The sequence below is a fragment of the Dactylosporangium sucinum genome (genome assembly GCF_014647515.1).
In the GTDB taxonomy this organism is placed as follows: domain Bacteria; phylum Actinomycetota; class Actinomycetes; order Mycobacteriales; family Micromonosporaceae; genus Dactylosporangium; species Dactylosporangium sucinum.
On record NZ_BMPI01000008.1, the window covers coordinates 223,777 to 240,073 of the forward strand.

19 protein-coding genes and 3 pseudogenes are annotated in these 16,297 nt (G+C 72.5%); 19 read left to right on the forward strand and 3 right to left on the reverse strand.

The window, feature by feature from the left end:
- The 16 genes and pseudogenes from IEZ31_RS56500 to IEZ31_RS58840 form a co-directional block, all read left to right on the forward strand.
- A pseudogene (locus IEZ31_RS56500) lies at nt 1-759 on the forward strand ([protein-PII] uridylyltransferase); the annotation flags it as partial.
- A 73-nt stretch (nt 760-832) separates the two neighbouring features.
- Nucleotides 833-2,371, forward strand: coding sequence for a signal recognition particle protein (gene ffh, locus IEZ31_RS10830; protein ID WP_190249645.1), 1,539 nt, complete (start codon nt 833-835; stop codon nt 2,369-2,371).
- Complete coding sequence (locus IEZ31_RS10835; RefSeq protein ID WP_190249646.1) at nt 2,355-3,449, forward strand: amidohydrolase family protein; 1,095 nt, start codon at nt 2,355-2,357, stop codon at nt 3,447-3,449. Before ffh ends, IEZ31_RS10835 begins: the two co-directional genes overlap by 17 nt.
- Before the next feature lie 9 nt (nt 3,450-3,458).
- Nucleotides 3,459-4,109, forward strand: coding sequence for a ribonuclease FAU-1 family protein (locus IEZ31_RS10840; protein ID WP_190249647.1), 651 nt, complete (start codon nt 3,459-3,461; stop codon nt 4,107-4,109).
- Nucleotides 4,110-4,138: 29 nt separating this feature from the next.
- Nucleotides 4,139-4,765 (forward strand): ribonuclease FAU-1 family protein, encoded by a 627-nt coding sequence (locus tag IEZ31_RS10845; RefSeq protein ID WP_190249675.1) that lies wholly within the window; start codon nt 4,139-4,141, stop codon nt 4,763-4,765.
- 174 nt (nt 4,766-4,939) lie between these two features.
- The gene (gene rpsP / locus IEZ31_RS10850; RefSeq protein ID WP_190249648.1) at nt 4,940-5,404 is read left to right on the forward strand and encodes a 30S ribosomal protein S16; all 465 of its coding nucleotides are present in this window, start codon (nt 4,940-4,942) and stop codon (nt 5,402-5,404) included.
- Nucleotides 5,379-5,636, forward strand: coding sequence for an RNA-binding protein (locus tag IEZ31_RS10855; protein WP_033357826.1), 258 nt, complete (start codon nt 5,379-5,381; stop codon nt 5,634-5,636). Before rpsP ends, IEZ31_RS10855 begins: the two co-directional genes overlap by 26 nt.
- Nucleotides 5,637-5,641: 5 nt before the next feature.
- Complete coding sequence (gene rimM / locus IEZ31_RS10860; RefSeq protein ID WP_190249649.1) at nt 5,642-6,193, forward strand: ribosome maturation factor RimM; 552 nt, start codon at nt 5,642-5,644, stop codon at nt 6,191-6,193.
- Nucleotides 6,190-6,894 carry a tRNA (guanosine(37)-N1)-methyltransferase TrmD gene (trmD, locus tag IEZ31_RS10865; RefSeq protein ID WP_190249650.1) on the forward strand — a complete coding sequence of 235 codons (705 nt, stop codon included), beginning with the start codon at nt 6,190-6,192 and terminating at the stop codon, nt 6,892-6,894. The genes rimM and trmD overlap by 4 nt, the downstream gene beginning before the upstream one ends.
- Nucleotides 6,895-7,023: 129 nt before the next feature.
- A complete protein-coding gene (rplS, locus tag IEZ31_RS10870; protein ID WP_190249651.1) occupies nt 7,024-7,383 on the forward strand; it encodes a 50S ribosomal protein L19 in 360 nt (119 codons plus the stop codon).
- 574 nt (nt 7,384-7,957) lie between these two features.
- Nucleotides 7,958-8,830: pseudogene (gene lepB, locus IEZ31_RS10875) on the forward strand (signal peptidase I); the annotation flags it as partial.
- Between the two features lie 21 nt (nt 8,831-8,851).
- Nucleotides 8,852-9,493, forward strand: coding sequence for a signal peptidase I (lepB, locus tag IEZ31_RS10880; protein ID WP_190249652.1), 642 nt, complete (start codon nt 8,852-8,854; stop codon nt 9,491-9,493).
- Between the two features lie 21 nt (nt 9,494-9,514).
- A complete protein-coding gene (locus IEZ31_RS10885; RefSeq protein ID WP_190249653.1) occupies nt 9,515-9,973 on the forward strand; it encodes an NUDIX hydrolase in 459 nt (152 codons plus the stop codon).
- A 2-nt stretch (nt 9,974-9,975) separates the two neighbouring features.
- Nucleotides 9,976-10,722 carry a ribonuclease HII gene (locus IEZ31_RS10890; RefSeq protein ID WP_190249677.1) on the forward strand — a complete coding sequence of 249 codons (747 nt, stop codon included), beginning with the start codon at nt 9,976-9,978 and terminating at the stop codon, nt 10,720-10,722.
- Nucleotides 10,719-11,039, forward strand: a complete 321-nt coding sequence (locus tag IEZ31_RS10895; RefSeq protein ID WP_190249654.1) for a DUF2469 domain-containing protein — start codon at nt 10,719-10,721, stop codon at nt 11,037-11,039. The genes IEZ31_RS10890 and IEZ31_RS10895 overlap by 4 nt, the downstream gene beginning before the upstream one ends.
- Before the next feature lie 236 nt (nt 11,040-11,275).
- A pseudogene (locus tag IEZ31_RS58840) lies at nt 11,276-11,458 on the forward strand (M23 family peptidase); the annotation flags it as partial.
- 100 nt (nt 11,459-11,558) lie between these two features.
- Here IEZ31_RS58840 and IEZ31_RS10905 read toward each other — a convergent pair.
- Genes IEZ31_RS10905 through IEZ31_RS10915 form a run of 3 tightly spaced genes read right to left on the reverse strand, consistent with a single transcriptional unit; the run spans nt 11,559 to nt 13,874 of the window.
- Nucleotides 11,559-12,737, reverse strand: a complete 1,179-nt coding sequence (locus IEZ31_RS10905; protein WP_190249655.1) for an aminotransferase class V-fold PLP-dependent enzyme — start codon at nt 12,735-12,737, stop codon at nt 11,559-11,561.
- Complete coding sequence (locus IEZ31_RS10910) at nt 12,712-13,629, reverse strand: tyrosine recombinase XerC (RefSeq protein ID WP_190249656.1); 918 nt, start codon at nt 13,627-13,629, stop codon at nt 12,712-12,714. Before IEZ31_RS10910 ends, IEZ31_RS10905 begins: the two co-directional genes overlap by 26 nt.
- A complete protein-coding gene (locus tag IEZ31_RS10915) occupies nt 13,626-13,874 on the reverse strand; it encodes an ACT domain-containing protein (protein WP_190249657.1) in 249 nt (82 codons plus the stop codon). Before IEZ31_RS10915 ends, IEZ31_RS10910 begins: the two co-directional genes overlap by 4 nt.
- 97 nt (nt 13,875-13,971) lie before the next feature.
- On the opposite strand from IEZ31_RS10915, the gene IEZ31_RS10920 reads away from it, so the two are divergent.
- Genes IEZ31_RS10920 through IEZ31_RS10930 form a run of 3 tightly spaced genes read left to right on the forward strand, consistent with a single transcriptional unit; the run spans nt 13,972 to nt 16,232 of the window.
- Nucleotides 13,972-14,913: a bifunctional helix-turn-helix transcriptional regulator/GNAT family N-acetyltransferase gene (locus IEZ31_RS10920; protein ID WP_229834657.1), complete on the forward strand. Its 942-nt coding sequence runs from the start codon at nt 13,972-13,974 to the stop codon at nt 14,911-14,913.
- Between the two features lie 48 nt (nt 14,914-14,961).
- A complete protein-coding gene (locus IEZ31_RS10925) occupies nt 14,962-15,315 on the forward strand; it encodes a YraN family protein (protein ID WP_190249659.1) in 354 nt (117 codons plus the stop codon).
- A complete protein-coding gene (locus tag IEZ31_RS10930) occupies nt 15,315-16,232 on the forward strand; it encodes an ATP-binding protein (protein ID WP_190249660.1) in 918 nt (305 codons plus the stop codon). The genes IEZ31_RS10925 and IEZ31_RS10930 overlap by 1 nt, the downstream gene beginning before the upstream one ends.
- Nucleotides 16,233-16,297 lie beyond the last annotated feature (65 nt).

Here is a 16,297-nt window from a genome sequence, read left to right on the forward strand (position 1 = left end):
ACGGTCGCCGCCGCGGTCGGCGACGCCTCCACCCTCGGCCTGCTGCACGCGCTGGCCCGCGCCGACGCCGCCGCGACCGGCCCGGCCGCCTGGTCGGACTGGAAGGGCCGGCTGATCGCCGAGCTGGTCCGCCACGTCGACCGCGCGCTCGACACCGGCGTGGTCGACCCGCCCCGCTCGCCTGCCGCGGCGCTGCCGGTGCCGGCGCGGTTGCCGGCGGTACACCTGGACGACGACGCGGTGTCGGTGACCGCGCCGGACCGACGCGGCCTGCTGGCGGCGGTGGCCGGGTGTCTCTCCCTGCACCGGCTCGACGTCGTCACCGCCGACACACTCACCGTCGACGGGGTGGCGCGGATGGTGTGCGCGGTCCAGCCCCGATACGGCGGCGAGGTCGACCGCGAGGCGATCGTCTCGGACCTGCGCCGGGCCGTGACCGGCGACCTTCCGCTGGCCGAGCGCCTGGCCGCCCGCGACCGGTCCGCGCGCCGCAGCGCCTCCGCCCCGCCGCGGGTGGTGTGGCAGCCGTCCACGGCGGCCACCGACGCCACCGTGCTCGAGCTCCGCGCGACCGACACGCCCGGCCTGCTGTTCCGGGTGGCGAGCGCGCTGGAGGACGTGGGCGCGGACGTCCGGTCGGCCCGGATCTCGACCCTGGGCGGCGCCGTGGTGGACGCCTTCTACCTGGCCGGCTCGTGGGACGCGGACGCGCGGGCCCGCATCGAGGCGGCCGTCCTGCAGGCCGCGACCAGCGCCTGACCGTGCGTGGCGCGAAGGGTGGCGCCGCGTCGCGTACCCTTCAAGGGACTCCTACACCCGAGGACGGATCGTCGTGTTTGACACCCTGAGTGACCGGCTCTCCGGCATCTTCTCGAAGCTGCGGAGCAAGGGCCGGCTCACCGATGCCGACGTGGACGCCACCGCGCGGGAGATTCGGCTCGCGCTGCTCGAGGCCGACGTCGCGCTGCCGGTGGTCAAGGCGTTCATCGCCCGGTTGAAGGAGCGGGCGCGCGGCGCTGAGGTGTCGCAGGCGCTCAACCCGGCCCAGCAGATCATCAAGATCGTCCACGAGGAGCTCGTCGCCACGCTCGGTGGCGAGGCCCGGCGGCTCCAGTTCGCCAAGAACCCGCCGACCGTCATCATGCTCGCCGGCCTTCAGGGCTCCGGCAAGACGACCCTCGCCGGGAAGCTCGCCCGCTGGCTCAAGGGGCAGGGCCACCAGCCGCTGCTCGTCGCGGCCGACCTCCAGCGGCCCAACGCGGTCAACCAGCTGCAGGTGCTGGGCGGCCGGGCCGGCGTCGAGGTGTATGCGCCGCAGCCGGGCAACGGCGTCGGCGACCCGGTGGCGGTCGCCCGCGAGTCCATCGAGCACGCGCGGCGGCAGATGCGCGACATCGTCATCGTCGACACCGCCGGCCGGCTGGGCATCGACGCCGAGATGATGCAGCAGGCCGCGAACATCCGCGACGCGGTCGACCCCGACGAGGTGCTGTTCGTCATCGACGCGATGGTCGGTCAGGACGCGGTCGCGACCGCCGAGGCCTTCCGCGACGGCGTCGGCATCACCGGCGTCGTCCTCTCGAAGCTCGACGGTGACGCCCGCGGTGGTGCGGCGCTGTCCGTGCGGCACGTGACCGGCCAGCCGATCATGTTCGCGTCCACCGGCGAGAAGCTGGAGGACTTCGACGTCTTCCACCCCGACCGGATGGCCTCGCGGATCCTCGGGATGGGCGACGTCCTCACCCTCATCGAGCAGGCCGAGCAGGCCTTCGCCGACGATGAGAAGGAGCGGATGGCCGCCAAGCTCATGGGCGGCGAGCAGTTCACGCTCGAGGACTTCCTGGAGCAGCTGCAGGCGGTGCGCCGGATGGGCCCGATCGCCAACGTGCTGGCCATGATGCCGGGCATGGGGCAGATGAAGGACCAACTGGCCGAGCTCGACGACAAGCACTTCGACCGGGTCGTCGCGATCATCCGCTCGATGACCCCGAACGAGCGGGTCAACCCGAAGATCCTCAACGCCTCGCGCCGGGTGCGCATCGCCAACGGCTCCGGCACCACCGTCACCGACGTCAACCAGCTGCTCAACCGCTTCGCCGACGCGCAGAAGATGATGAAGCAGATGGGCGGCATGATGGGCCTGCCCGGCGGGCGGCGCAAGGCGACCAAGTCGCCCAAGAACAAGCGCAAGGGCACCAAGAGCGGCAACAACCGCCAGCCCCGCCTCGGCGGCGGCATGCCCGCGATGCCGCAGCTGCCGCCCGGCCTCGACCCGGCGCAGATGGACCCCAACGCGGCCGGCCTGCCGCCGGGCTTCAAGCTGCCGAAGCTCGACTTCTCGAAGCTGCAGAAGCGTGACAAGGACAACTGAGCCACTCCACGTCCGCGGGACCATCCTGCCGGACGGGGAGCGGCGCGACCTCTGGCTGGTCGGCGACCGGGTGACGTTCGAGCCCGTCGCCGGCGCGCTGACGGTGGCCGACGGCGGGTTCGTCCTGCCGGGCCTCGTCGACGCGCACTGTCACCTGGGCATCGCCCCCGGCGGCGCTCCGGCGGCAGGGGTCGGCCAGGCGCGGTCGCTCGCCGTCGTCGACCGTGACGCGGGCGTGCTCGCGATCCGCGACGCCGGCTCCCCGATTCCCTACGCGGAGCTCGACGACGACCCCGACGTCCCCCGGCTGGTGCGGGCGGGCCGGCACGTGGCGCCGCCGAAGCGGTATCTGCGGGATATCGGCGTCGAGGTGGGCGAGGCGGACCTGGACGCCGAGGTGACCCGGCAGGCCGCCGTCGGCAACGGCTGGGTGAAGCTGGTCGGCGACTGGATCGACCGCGGGGTCGGCGACCTCGCCCCGGCGTGGGACGTCGAGGCCATGGCCGGCGCCGTCGCGGCCGCGCACGCCGCCGGCGCGCGGGTCGCTGTCCACACGTTCGCCGAGGAGTCCGTGGCCGCCCTGGTGCGGGCCGGGGTCGACTCGGTCGAGCACGGCACCGGGCTGGCCGAGGACGACGTCGCCGAGATGGCCCGCCGGGGGACCGCGCTCGTGCCGACGATGATCAACATCGCCACCTTCGGCAAGATCGCGGCGCAGGCGGAGGACAAGTTCCCGGGGTACGCCCGCCATATGGTCGCCCTTCGTGACCGCTTCCCGGCCGTGGTCCGCGCCGCCCACGAGGCCGGCGTGCCGATCTACGTCGGCAGCGACGCCGGTGGCGGCATCGACCACGGGCTGGCCGCGCAGGAGATGCTGCTGCTGCACCGCGAGGGCGGCCTGCCCGCCGAGGCGGTCCTGCGCGCCGGCTCCTGGGGTGCCCGCGCGTGGCTCGGCTTCCCCGGCCTGGTCGAGGGCGGCCTGGCCGACCTGGTCGTCTACGCGGAGGACCCGCGCACGGACCTGACCACCCTCCTGCGCCCGCAGCGGATCGTGCTCCGCGGACGGGTGATCGCGTAAGATTCGGGGGTGCCGCTGCGTCCCGGAAGACCGGTTCTGCACCGGCATTTCACCCATGAAACGCTGGTCTGGGCGCCCCTGACCCGCGTCGTGTCCGACGACGAGCAGGGCACCCGCCTCTGGCTCGCGACCGGCAGCCCGCTCATCCGCGAGGTCACCGTCGCCGGCGACGGTCCGCGCGACATGCCCTTCGCCGACTGGATCGACACCCCGAAGAAGATCATCCAGGATGTGTACCGCGGACCCCACTGCCTCAAGTTCAACCCCCGCGGCGCCGCGTACTCCGTCTGGTGGCTCTTCGACCCGTCGCTCACCTTCCGCGCGTGGTACGTCAACCTCGAAGAACCATCGGTGACCTGGGAGGACGGCGAGCTCGCCGGCATCGACCTCACCGACCAGGACCTCGACATCTGGGTGTGGCCCGACCGCCGCTGGGGCTGGAAGGACGAGGACGAGCTCGAGGAGCGCCTCGCCTTCCCCGACGCCTACTGGGTCCCCGATCCCGACGCCGTCTGGGCCCAGGGCCGCGCGATCGTCCCCGCGATCGAGGCGGGCGCCTGGCCGTTCGACGGCACGTGGACCGACTTCCGGCCGCCGGCCGGCTGGACCATCCCGGACCCCGTCACCGAGGGCTGGGACCGACCGAGGGAGCGCGGTTGAGCGTCGTCTTCACGCCCGGACAGGTGATCATGCATCGCAACGTGCGGCGCGGGCGGCTCGGCTGGGTGCGCCCGGCCCGGGTCGTCTCCGACGACGAGCGCGGGCTGCTGGTGTGGGTCGCCCGGGGCACGCCCGTCGTCAACGAGGTCTCCGCCGACGGGCGCGGGATGCGGTCGATGCCGTTCGCCGAGTACGTCGAGCTGGGCGCGCCGACGCTCAAGCACGGCACGTGGGGCGGGCCGGGCGTGCTCAAGCTGCACCGGCCCGGCGGCCCGGCGCACTCGGTCTGGTGGTTCCGCGACGAGGAGGAGCGGTTCGCCGGGTGGTACGTCAACCTCGAGCGCCCGGCGATCCGCTGGAGCGACGAGGGCGGGGCGGCCGGCGTCGACGTGACCGACGAGGACCTCGACATCGTCGTGCACCCCGACCGGAGCTGGAAGTGGAAGGACGAGGACGAGTTCCTGGAGCGCCTCGCGATCCCGGAGCACTACTGGGTGGCGGACGAGGCGGCGGTGCGGGCCGAGGGCGAGCGAGTGATCAAGGAGATCGAGGCGGGGGAGTTCCCCTTCGACGGCACCTGGATCGGCTGGCAGCCGCCCGCCGCCTGGGAGCTCCCCGGCCTGGTGCCCGGCTGGGACCGGCCGCCGCTGAGGTGAGCCCCGGTTTTTGCGCACGGTAGTGGGTCTGGCACAATGGTTGGCTGGTATCCGGTGTGCGTCCGAGCCCTCTAACCCGGCGTCGCGCCAGTCCAACAGAGCAGCCGACGGCGTCATCCCCACGACGTCCGGGCGGTCGCTCGGCTTCCAACAGATCCAGGAGCGAGCAACCAAGTGGCCGTCAAGATCCGGCTCCTGCGGATGGGCAAGATCCGCAACCCGCAGTACCGCATCGTCGTCGCCGACTCGCGCACCAAGCGCGACGGCCGTGCGATCGAGTTCGTCGGGCTTTACCACCCGAAGGAGGAGCCCTCGCGCATCGAGGTCAACTCCGAGCGCATCCAGCACTGGCTGTCGGTCGGCGCGCAGCCGAGCGAGCCCGTGCTGGCGATTCTCAGCAAGACCGGTGACTGGCAGCGGTTCAAGGGCCTGCCCGCGCCGGCCGAGCCGCTGAAGGTGCGCGCCGCGGCGCCCGACCGTCGCGCCACCTACGAGGCCGAGGCCCAGGCCGCCGCCGGTGTGGCGGACGCGCCGAAGGCCAAGAAGGCCGCCGAGCCGAAGAAGAAGGCCGAGGCGCCCGCCGCCGAGGCCGCGCAGGCTGAGGAGCAGTCCGGTGCCGGCGCCGGCGCGGAGGCCTGACGTGCTGCGTCCCGCGCTGGAGCACCTGGTCAAGGGCATCGTCGACAATCCCGACGATGTCCGTGTCCGCATGGTCGACTCCCGTCGCGGTCAGCGTCTCGAGGTCCGGGTCAACCCGGAGGACCTCGGCACGGTGATCGGGCGCGGTGGGCGCACCGCCAAGGCGCTGCGGCAGGTCATCACGTCGATCGGCGGCCGCGGCGTGCGCGTCGAGATCGTCGACGCCTACTGACCCGCATGCTCCTCGTCGTCGGTCTGGTGATCCGCGCGCACGGCGTCCACGGTGAAGTCGTGGTCGACGTCCGCACGGATGCTCCGGCTGAACGTTTCGCCGTCGGGTCGGTCCTCACGACCGACTCGACGGCGGTTCGCCGGCTGCAAACCGTCCCCGCGGGTGCCTGGCGCCCGCCCGCGACGGTCAGCGTCGAGTCCGTCCGGCCGCACCAGGGCCGGCTGCTGGTGGTCTTCGACGGCATCTACGACCGCAACCTCGCCGAGGAGATGCGCGGCGTGCTGCTGTGCGTCGACAGCGAGACGATCCCGCCCAGCGACGACCCGGACGAGTTCAACGATCACGAGCTGATCGGCCTCGCGGTGGTCCGCCCCGACGGCGAGCGCCTCGGCGAGCTGCTGCGCATCGACCACGCGCCCGCCCACGACCTGCTTGTCGTGCGGCTCACCGACGGGCGCACCGGTCTTGTCCCGTTCGTCCGCGAGATCGTCCCCGAGGTCGACGTGCCCGGCGGGCGGATCGTCGTCACCCCGCCGGAAGGCCTCTTCGACCTATGAGGGTCGACGTCGTCACGATCTTCCCCGACTACCTCGCGCCGCTGGAGCTGTCGCTCATCGGCAAGGCGCGCGCGGCGGGCACGCTTCAGGTCGAGGTCCACGACCTGCGTCGCTGGACGCACGACGTGCACCGCACGGTCGACGACACGCCCTACGGCGGCGGCCCCGGCATGGTCATGCGCCCCGAGCCGTGGGGCCAGGCCCTCGACGAGCTGGCCGGCCCCGAGACCCACCTCGTCGTGCCCAGCCCGGCCGGGACCCCGTTCACGCAGGCCACCGCCCGCGCCCTGGCCGGGGACCCGCACCTGCTGTTCGCCTGCGGGCGGTACGAGGGGATCGACCAGCGTGTCATCGACCACGCCGCCACGCGGATGCGGGTGAGCGAGATCTCCCTCGGCGACTACGTGCTCTTCGGCGGAGAGGTTGCCGTGCTGGTCGTCCTGGAGGCGGTCACCCGCCTGCTGCCCGGGGTGCTCGGCAACGCCGACTCGCTGCTGGAGGAGTCGCACGCCGACGGCGTCCTGGAGGCGCCGATGTACACCAAGCCCCCGACCTGGCGCGGTCTCGACGTCCCGGAGATCCTCCGCTCGGGTGACCACGGCAAGATCGCCCGTTGGCGCCGTGAGCAGGCACTCCTGCGCACCGCCGAGCGCCGGCCCGACCTCCTCGCCGCCCTTGAGGACGGCGATCAAGGGACCTGATTTCAGGTTCCGGGCGTCGATGTGGCAAAGTAGTGAGGTTGCCGCGGGCGGAAGCCTGCGTGCCCTGGAACCTAAGCCCTCGCGCGTCCCTCAGTCGGGCGTGCCTTGAAGTGACGAGGAACAGCCGCGATGAACACGCTGGACGCGCTGGACGCACAGTCGCAGCGGACCGATATCCCGAGCTTCCGCGCCGGTGACACCGTCAAGGTGCACGCCCGCGTCGTCGAGGGCAACCGGTCCCGGGTCCAGATCTTCCAGGGCGTGGTGATCCGTCGCCAGGGCGCCGGCCTTCGGGAGACCTTCTCGGTCCGCAAGGTGAGCTTCGGCGTCGGCGTCGAGCGCACCTACCCGGTGAACAGCCCGGCCGTCGACCGGATCGAGGTCGTGACCCGTGGCGACGTGCGCCGCGCCAAGCTCTACTACCTCCGTGACCTCCGCGGCAAGAAGGCGAAGATCAAGGAGAAGCGCGAGACCAAGGTCAGCAGCTGACCTCGCGGTTCGCCAGGAGCTCGTCAGGGAGGGGCGCCTCGCGCACCCTCCCTGAGCCATGTCCCGGAGTGGCTTTTTCGGTCACGGAGGACTGGTCTCCCCAAAGTGGTCTTGTGCCTCTAGGCTGACGCCGATGGCAAGCGACCCCTACGCCCGCGATGGTTACGACGATCGCGGCGATGATTCATCCCCGCGTCAGCGCCCCCTTGACCAGGAGGGCGGGCAGCGTGGGCAGTTCGGTTTCGGCGGCGTGAGTTACCCGGGACACGATTACTGGGCGACCACGGGCCGGCCCGAGAGCGCCCCCGACCAGCGGTCGTATGACGGTAGCTGGAACCGCGACGGGCATGGCACGGAGCAGCGGCACGACGACCGCTACGACGAGCAGCCCCAGGGCGGCTGGAACGCGGGCCGGGGATACGAGGAGCCCTACGGTGGCGGCCGGGGTCGCCGGGACCGCTACGACGAGCCGCCGATCGTGCGCGACCGCGCGTTCGAGGACGAGCGCTCGCAGTATGACGACCGCTACGAGCGCAGCTTCGACCGCCGGCGCTCGGCGGCGCGCGACGACTACGACGACAGCTCCTCCCAGTCGTGGCGCAGCAAGGTCCGCAAGAAGCGCAAGAACATGCCGCTGTGGCAGGAGCTGCCGCTGCTGCTCATCGTGGCGTTCTGCCTCGCGGTGCTCATCCGCACCTTCCTGGTCCAGGCGTTCTTCATCCCGTCCGGCTCGATGGAGGAGACCCTCCTCGTCGGCGACCGGGTGCTGGTCAACAAGGTGCTGTACGACGTCCGGGAGCCCCAGCGGGGCGAGATCGTCGTCTTCCAGGGGCCGGCGAACTGGGCGCCCGAGAACCAGGTCGACAAGGACGCGGGCTTCTTCGCCGAGCTCGGCCGCACGGTCGGCGACCTCGTCGGCTTCTCCCAGCCGGGCGAGAAGGACTTCATCAAGCGGGTCATCGGCCTGCCCGGCGACATGGTGGCCTGCTGCGACGTGCAGGGGCGGGTGACCGTCAACGGCTTCCCGCTCGACGAGTCGTCGTACGTCTACGAGGACTCGCCGCTCGACGCCACGCCCAACCCGCGGCAGTGCACCGCCCGGCGCTTCGACCCGGTGAAGGTGGAGCCGGGGCAGATGTTCGTCATGGGTGACCATCGCGGCGTCTCGCAGGACTCGCGCTGCCAGGGCCAGGTGCCGATCGACAACGTCATCGGGCGCGCCTTCGTCATCCTGTGGCCGAGCAGCCGGTGGGGGTGGCTTTCGGTGCCGGAAACGTTCAAGAACGTGCCGAAGAGCGCGGCGGCGCCGCCCGCACCGGGCCCGCGGGTGACCCGCGTCCCCGAGTTTCCATTGACGCCGGACTTTTTCGTCGCCCCGTTGGCGGCTTCTGCCATGGTTTCGACCCGTTCGGCGCGTCCGGAGCGGTTGAGGCGTCGCCGATCGTGACGAGCACGTACCCTTCAGGGCGTGATTGACGAGCAGACCAAGAAACCCGGCACGTTCTGGCGTGAGTTGCCGGTGTTGCTGGGCGTGGCGATCATCGTCGCCGTCGTGGTGCGGGCCTTCGTTCTCCAGACGTTCTACATCCCCTCCGAGTCCATGGAGAACACCCTCCTGATCAAGGATCGGGTGCTCGTCAACAAGCTGGTCTACGACTTCCGCTCGCCGCACCGGGGCGAGGTCATCGTGTTCGAGGCGCCCAACTCCTGGCGCAACGACCCGTCGGAAGAGGACTTCATCAAGCGGGTCATCGCGGTCGGCGGCGACCACATCGTGTGCTGTGACGACAAGCAGCGGATCACGGTCAACGGCACCCCCCTCGACGAGACGTACGTCTACACCAACGAGGACGGGCTGCAGGACCTGCCGAGCGAGGAGCAGTTCGACGTCACCGTGCCGAAGGGGCGGCTGTGGGTGATGGGGGACCATCGGTCGCGGTCGGGGGACTCGCGGTACAACTTCATCCGCATGAAAGATCCGGTCCAGGCGACCATCTCCGAGGACGACGTGGTCGGACGCGCGTTCGTCGTCTTCTGGCCCTTCTCCAGAGCCAAATGGCTCAGCGTCCCGGACACTTACGAGAAGGTGCCCGATCCCGCCACGAAGTGACCACGTCGTAGTCTCGTCGGTATGACGGACGGCGCGGGGGTCATCGATCGCAGGGCGGCCCGGGTGCTCCTGATCGATCCGGCCGGACGGGTCCTGCTGCTGCACGGCTGGGACCCGGCCCGTCCCGACCACCGCTACTGGTTCACCGTGGGCGGTGGGCTGGAGGCCGGGGAGTCGCTGCGCGACGCCGCCGTGCGCGAGGTCTACGAGGAGACCGGGCTGCGCGTCGCGCCGGCCGACCTGAGCGGGCCGGTCCGCACCGACATGGTGCGCTTCCCGTTCGACGGGCGGTGGTACACGCAGGAGCAGTCCTTCTTCGTCGTGCGTACGCTGGAATTCGAGGTCGACCTGACCCACCTGGGGGAGTACGAGGTCGGCTGCATCGACGTCGGCCGGTGGTGGTCGGCCGACGAGCTGCGGGAGACGCCGGAGCGGTACTACCCCGAGGACCTCGTCGCGCTCCTGCGGGAGGTGGGGTGAGCGTGCTGGCGCCCCCACGCACCGTCGTGCATCGCGCCGCGGGCCTGTGGGCCCTGGAGCGGGCGCTGCAGCGGCGCGGCTTCGATCGGGTCGCCGGGGCCGACGAGGCCGGCCGGGGCGCGTGCGCCGGGCCGCTCGTGGTTGCTGCGGTCGTGCTGCCACAGGGCCGCCGCGGCGAGATCGACGAGCTCAACGACTCCAAGCTGCTGACCGCCGCCGCCCGCGACCGGATCTACGAGGATGTCGTGCGGCGCGCCGAGGCCTGGTCGGTGGTGATCATCCCGCCGGGCGACATCGACCGCCGCGGCCTGCACGTGTGCAACCTGGCCGGGATGCGCCGGGCGTTCGCCGGGCTGTCCGTCCGCCCCGACTACGTGCTCACCGACGGCTTCCGGGTCGACGGTCTGGGCGTGCCCGGGCTGGCCGTCTGGAAGGGCGACCAGGTCGCCGCCTGCGTCGCCGCCGCCAGCGTCGTGGCAAAGGTCACCCGGGACCGGATCATGCAGGACCTGCACAAAGCGCACCCCGAGTACGGCTTCGACGAGCACAAGGGCTACGCGACCCCGGACCACCAAGCCGCGCTCTCGGCGCACGGGCCGTGCGCCGAGCACCGTTTCTCCTACGCGAACGTGGCGGCGGTAGGGCGCCCGGGCCAAAGGCGCGGTAACGTCGGCGTGGCGCCCGGCGCGCCCGCACGGGTGCCGGCGCAAGTGGGCGACAATGTGGCTATGGAAGGCGGACCGCGATGAGCGCCGAAGATCTCGAGAAGTACGAAACCGAGATGGAGCTCCAGCTCTACCGGGAGTACCGCGACATCGTCCGCCAGTTCTCCTACGTGGTGGAGACCGAGCGCCGGTTCTACCTGGCCAACCAGGTCGACCTGCACGTGCGCAACTCCGACGGCGAGGTCTACTTCGAGGTCGAGATGCACGACGCATGGGTCTGGGACATGTACCGTCCGGCCCGGTTCGTGAAGAACGTGCGGGTGATGACCTTCAAGGACGTGAACGTCGAGGAGCTGGAGAAGCCCGACATCTCGCTCCCCGACAACGGGTTCGGCTCGTAATCCACAAGGCCGTCGTTGTCCACAGATCTTGAGGGTCGGGGCAACGGCGGCCGTCCTGTCTGCGGGACGCTGCCGGGGTGCTCCGGTTCGTCCTCGCCCTGCTGCTCGCCCTCGCGCCCCCTTCGGGGTTCCGCGCCCCGCTGCCCCTGACCGTCGTGCGGCCGTTCGAGGCGCCGCCCGGCCCCTACGCGCCCGGCCACCGAGGCGTCGACCTGCTCGGGGTTCCCGGCGCCCGAGTGGCCAGCGCCGGGCCCGGCGTCGTGACCTTCGCCGGGCCGGTCGCCGGCCGCGGGGTCGTCACCGTCGCCCATCCGGGCGGCCTGCGCACCACCTACGAGCCCGTCGAGCCGCTGGTCGCCGCCGGGTTCACGGTGGTGGCCGGGACGCCGATCGGCCTGCTGCGGTCCGGCCACCCCGGCTGTCCGGCCGCGGCCTGCCTGCACTGGGGCCTGCGGCACGGCGACACCTACCTGGACCCGCTGAGCCTGCTGGGCCGCGGCCGCGTCCGCCTGCTCCCCGTCAGCGGATCAGCTTCGGCAGTCCCTCGGCCAGCCGCTGGAAGTCGTCCACGCGGTTGTAGACCTGGGCCGACAGCCGCAGGTATCCCCGGCCGTGCCAGGCGGACAGCCCGACCTCGGCGCCGAGCTCGTCGGAGATCCGCCGCCGGAGGGCCACGGCCGCTGTGAGCTCGGCGGCGACCCCTTCGGGCAGCGGCACGAGCGTCATCGGCAGGCCGGTCGGCGCGGGCACCTCGGCCCCGACCGCGGCGGCGACGACGTGCTGCCCGTGCTCGGCGAGGGCCGCGTTGTGCTCCCGCACGGCGTCGATGCCCAGCGAGCGCAGGACGAACAGGCCGGTGGGGGCGGCGAGCCAGGGCGTGTAGTCGTGCGCGCCCACCCACTCCAGGCTGGCCGGGAAGCCCGCCTCCGTCGACCAGGACAGCACCAGCGGCCGGATGCGGGCGCGCCAGGCCGGCGCGACGCTGAGCAGCGCCGTGCCCCGGGGCGCGAAGGCCCACTTGTGCAGGTTGCCGACCCAGAAGTCGGCGCCCAGCTCGCGCACCGGGTCGTCGACGATCCCCGGCGCGTGGGCGGCGTCGACGAGGACGGCGACGCGGTCGCCGGCCGTTGCCCGCACCTCCTGGATGATCCGGCGAACCGGGAACAACCGCGCCGTCGCGGCGGTGATCCGGTCGACGATCACCAGCCGGGTCCGCGGCGTGATCGCGGCCAGCACCGCCGCCGTCACCGTCGCGTCGTCGGCGGTCAGCGGCACGGGGGCCACCCGGTGGACGGCACCGGTCCGCCGGCAGGTCTCGTCGACCGCGAGGTCCACGGCGCCATAGCCGTGGTCCGTCGTGACGATTTCCTCGCCGGTACCGAAGGGAATGCTCGACAGCACGATCGAGCTGCCCGTGGTGGCGTTGTCGACCAGCGCCGTGCCCTCGGGGTCGGCGCCGACGAAGGTGGCCAGGTGGCGCCGCACGTGCGCGATGCGCTCCTCCAGCCCGACGCTGAAGAACCGGTGCGGGTTGGCCTCCATCTCGTCGCGGAAGCGCTGCTGGGCCCGCTGGACCGGGACCGGCACCATGCCGAAGGAGCCGTGGTTGAGCTGGGCGACGGTCGCGTCGTTGGAGAAGAGCAGCCGCGCACCGGGGATCGGCTCGGGCCGGTCAGGCACGCGGGTGGGCTTGTTCATATGCGGCACGCAATCGCTCGATCGACACATGAGTGTAGATCTGCGTGCTCGACAGCGAAGCGTGTCCGAGCAACTCCTGCACGGAGCGCAGATCGGCGCCGCCCTCGAGCAGGTGCGTGGCCGCCGAGTGCCGCAGGTCGTGCGGCGAGGTGTGCGGCAGGCCGGCCGCGCGGGCGTAGCCGTCGACGATCCGCCGCGCCGCGGTCGCCTGCAGCCGGCCGCCCCGCGCGCCCAGCACGAGCGCGTTGCCGCTGGCGGTGGTGGCCAGCGCCGGGCGCCCGTGGCGCAGCCAGGCGGTGAGGGCCTGGTCGGCCGGCAGCCCGTAGGGCACGGACCGCTCCTTGTCGCCCTTGCCGACCACCCGCACGACCCGCCGCATCCGGTCGACGTCGGCCAGGTCGAGCCCGCACAGCTCGCTGACCCGGATGCCGGTGGCGTAGAGCAGCTCCAGCACCAGGCGGTCGCGCAGGCCGACGGCGTCGGCGCGGGCCGCCGGGCCGGTGACGAGCGTCGCGGCCTGGTCCTGGCGCAGCACCGTCGGCAGGTCGCGGTGGGGCTTCGGGCTGGCCAGGCGCTGGCCGGGGTCGGTCGGGATGAGGCCCTCGCGGTGGGCCCAGGCGGTGAAGGTGCGGGCGGCGGCCGCGTGCCGGGCCAGGCTGGCCCGGGCGTCGCCGGCGGCCCGGCGGCGGGCCAGCCAGCCGCGCAGGACGGCGAGCGTGAGGTCCTGCGGGCCGTCGGCGCCGGCCGCGGCGGCGTGCTGGAACAGGTCGGTGACGTCGCCGACGTAGGCGCGGACGGTGTGGGCGGAGCGGTTCCGCTCGGCGGTGAGGTGGCGGGCGAACGCCTCGATGACCGCGGTCACCGCCGCTGGCTGCTCGGCGGGCGCCGTCATGCCTCCACGATAGCGGCCGCCATCGACATGTTCGTGACTCGCACTCCGGGAATCTCCTCCAGCAGCGTGGGCAGCGACCGGCCGATGACCGGCCCGGGCACGCTGACGGTGAACTCGTCGGTCGCCACCGCGCCGTCGCGGCTCAGCACCCGCAGCTGGTGGATGTCCACGCCGAGGCGGCCGAGCAGGGTCGTCACCTGTCCGAGAGATCCGGGACGGTCGGGAAGCTCCACGATGAGTCTCATGGGACCGACCCTTCCGAACGTGCGTTTCCGGGCGATTTCGACGCCACGTCGTTCGTGTTCGTTGACTTCGTCAAGGAATTGCTTGACGATGTCAAGTATGACTCTTGAGGCAGTGGCGGCCGTGCGGAGGTTCAGCCGCTTCTACACCAACATGATCGGCGCGCTGCGGGCCGGCCTGCTCGACTCGCCCTACTCGCTGTCGGAGAGCCGCGTGCTCTTCGAGCTGGCACAGGGCGACCTCGACGTCTCCGAACTGCGGCAGCGGCTCGACATGGACGCCGGCTACCTGAGCCGGATCCTCGGCCGTTTCGAGGCCGACGGCCTCGCGGTCCGGGAGCGGTCCGCGGCCGACGCCCGCCGGCAGCGGATCCGGCTGCTGGACGCGGGCCGCGTCGCTGCGGCCGACCTGAGCCGGCGCTCCGACACGCAGGCCGCCGCGCTGCTCGCCGAGGTGAGCTCCGCGGACCAGCGCCGGCTCGTCGGCGCGATGGGCGCGATCGAGTCGATCCTCGGGAGTCCGGGTCCCCTGTCGCCGACGGTCCTGCTCCGGCCGGTCGGCCCGGGAGACCTCGGCTGGGTCGTGCAGCGCCACGGGCTGCTCTACGCCGACGAGTACGGCTGGGACGGGACGTTCGAGGCGATGGTGGCCCGCATCGTCGCCGACTTCGCGGCGGGGCACGACCCGCGCCGCGAGAACGCCTGGATCGCCGAGGTCGACGGGGAGCCGGTCGGCTCGATCTTCTGCGTGCGCGACACCGACACGACCGCCAAGCTGCGCCTGCTGTTCGTCGAGCGGAAGGCCCGCGGCCTCGGCGTCGGCACCCGGCTCGTCGACGAGTGCCTGCGGTTCGCCACCCGGGCCGGGTATCGCGACATCGTGCTGTTCACGCACGACGTGCTCGCCGACGCCCGCCGCATCTACCAGCGGGCGGGGTTCGAGCTGGACAGCTCCGAGCGGGCACCGGCGTACGGGCACGACCTCGTGCACCAGCACTGGCGGCGGGAGTTGTCCACAAGCGACCCGTTGTCCACAGTTTGATCTTCATCCGCCGTCGCGCCGGGCCGGCTTTTGGCAGAGTCCCGGGCCATGACCCACCACAACCAGATCGTCGCGGGTTACGGGGAGCGCCTCGCCGGCCGCTATCTCGTGTCCCAGGGCCTCGTGATCCTCGACCGCAACTGGCTCACGCCCCGCGGTGAACTCGACCTGATCGCCCGGGACGGCCCCGACGTCGTCTTCGTGGAGGTCAAGACCCGCCGCAGCGTCCGCTACGGCGGCCCGGCCGAGGCGGTCGTCCCCAGCAAGGCACGCCGCGTGCGGCGGCTGGCCCTGCAGTGGCTGGCCAGCAACGACGCGAGCTACCGCAACGTCCGCTTCGACGTCGTCAGCATCCTGCTCAGCCGCCCGATCGCCGTCCAGCACCTGCGCGGGGCCTTCTGATGGGCTACGCACAGGTGCGGTCGGTCGCGCTGTCCGGCGTGGTCGGCGAGGTGATCGTGGTGGAGGCCGACGTCGCCCCCGGCCTGCCCAGCCTGGTCGTGTCCGGCCTGCCGGACGCGGCGCTGAGCGAGGCCCGCGACCGCATCCGCGCGGCCGTCCACAACTCGGGCGCGCCGTGGCCGCAGCAGCGCATCACGGTCAACCTCCTGCCCGCGCACATCCGCAAGCACGGCTCCGGCTTCGACGCCGCCATGGCCCTGGCCGTCCTCGCCGCCGGCGCCGGCCTGCCCGTCGGCCGCCTGGGCGACACCGTCGTCCTCGGCGAGCTCGGCCTCGACGGCACGGTCCGCCCGGTCCGCGGCGTCCTGCCGGCGGTGCTCGCGGCCAGCCGCGCGGGCGTCGGCGCCGCGGTGGTCCCGCTGGCCAACGTGGCCGAGGCCCGGCTGGTGCCGGGCATGCAGGTGCGGGCCGCCGACAGCCTGGGCCGCATCATTGGCTATCTGCACGGCACCGAGCACCTGCTCGACCCGCCGCCGGAGCCGTCCGTCCCGGAGCCGCCGCCGCTCGACCTGGCCGACGTGCTGGGGCAGGAGCGCGGCCGGCGGGTCATCGAGCTGGCCGCGGCCGGCCGCCACCACGTGGCCATGTTCGGGCCGCCGGGGGCGGGCAAGACGATGCTCGCGCACCGGCTGCCGGGCATCCTGCCGCCGCTGGCGGACGAGGAGGCGATCGAGGCGACGGCGCTGCACTCGGTGGCGGGCACGTTGCCGCCGGGCAGCGCGTTGATCCGCCGCCCGCCGCTGCAGTCCCCGCACCACACGGCCTCGGTGGCGGCGCTGGTGGGCGGCGGCGCGGGCCTGGCCCGCCCGGGCGCGATCAGCCTCGCCCACAACGGCGTCCTTTTCCTGGATGGGTAGGTGTCGGCCGTATGGGAATTGCACACCCTGTTGCCGCCAGCGCTTTTGGACGAACTCGCCACAGC

Coding starts and splice junctions, on each gene's coding strand:
- IEZ31_RS10925 (WP_190249659.1), top strand. CDS start 14,962: ATGACCCACCACAACCAGATCGTCGCGGGTTACGGGGAGCGCCTCGCC.
- IEZ31_RS10845 (WP_190249675.1), top strand. CDS start 4,139: ATGCATCGCAACGTGCGGCGCGGGCGGCTCGGCTGGGTGCGCCCGGCC.
- IEZ31_RS10905 (WP_190249655.1), bottom strand. CDS start 12,737: ATGAACAAGCCCACCCGCGTGCCTGACCGGCCCGAGCCGATCCCCGGT.
- rimM (WP_190249649.1), top strand. CDS start 5,642: ATGCTCCTCGTCGTCGGTCTGGTGATCCGCGCGCACGGCGTCCACGGT.
- IEZ31_RS10895 (WP_190249654.1), top strand. CDS start 10,719: ATGAGCGCCGAAGATCTCGAGAAGTACGAAACCGAGATGGAGCTCCAG.
- IEZ31_RS10930 (WP_190249660.1), top strand. CDS start 15,315: ATGGGCTACGCACAGGTGCGGTCGGTCGCGCTGTCCGGCGTGGTCGGC.
- IEZ31_RS10915 (WP_190249657.1), bottom strand. CDS start 13,874: ATGAGACTCATCGTGGAGCTTCCCGACCGTCCCGGATCTCTCGGACAG.
- IEZ31_RS10885 (WP_190249653.1), top strand. CDS start 9,515: ATGACGGACGGCGCGGGGGTCATCGATCGCAGGGCGGCCCGGGTGCTC.
- IEZ31_RS10910 (WP_190249656.1), bottom strand. CDS start 13,629: ATGACGGCGCCCGCCGAGCAGCCAGCGGCGGTGACCGCGGTCATCGAG.
- trmD (WP_190249650.1), top strand. CDS start 6,190: ATGAGGGTCGACGTCGTCACGATCTTCCCCGACTACCTCGCGCCGCTG.
- IEZ31_RS10920 (WP_229834657.1), top strand. CDS start 13,972: ATGACTCTTGAGGCAGTGGCGGCCGTGCGGAGGTTCAGCCGCTTCTAC.
- rplS (WP_190249651.1), top strand. CDS start 7,024: ATGAACACGCTGGACGCGCTGGACGCACAGTCGCAGCGGACCGATATC.